Raw genomic sequence first — 467 nt, 5'->3', positions numbered from 1 at the left:
CCCGTGAGCCATGGCGACAGATGATGCAGGTCGATCGGCACCTCGACATACTTCACTGTCTCGTGCGGTGTTCGCCGGCCGCCGTCACCAGCATGCGCCAGATAAGAGTCGAGCAAAGGCTGGTCGATCCGGCGCAGATCGACGGCGCCAACGTGCGCGATGAGGAACGCCGCGAAATGCTGGATGTAGCGCAGCAGCCGGATCGCCCAAGCGACACCACATGGCGCCCGGTATCCCGGCACATGGATGCGCAGGCGCGTGAGCACATACTCCTTGGCGAGCCGCCGCGTCACAGGACGATGATAGGAGCGAAATTGAGCCGGTAATTGCTGTAGCGGGCGTTCACCCGGAAGATGGCAGCCCCCAAATCCCAGTAGTCATCGCCAAAGCGCGGGAACTGCGCTCGGTCGGCATCCTCCCTGACCGGAATGCCGGCAAGCACGGGCTCGTCGTCACCATAGATGGCC

At 63.4% G+C, this 467-nt stretch carries 1 pseudogene; it reads right to left on the bottom strand.

The window, feature by feature from the left end:
• Nucleotides 1-293: pseudogene (locus tag KBZ10_RS30690) on the bottom strand (hypothetical protein); the annotation flags it as partial.
• Nucleotides 294-467: the final 174 nt, after the last annotated feature.

Origin of the sequence: Streptomyces sp. F63, assembly GCF_018070345.1 — a bacterium.
Taxonomy (GTDB): Bacteria; Actinomycetota; Actinomycetes; order Streptomycetales; family Streptomycetaceae; genus Streptomyces.
The sequence above is the reverse complement of the archived record's forward strand: the minus strand, read 5'-3'. Positions and strand labels throughout refer to the sequence as shown.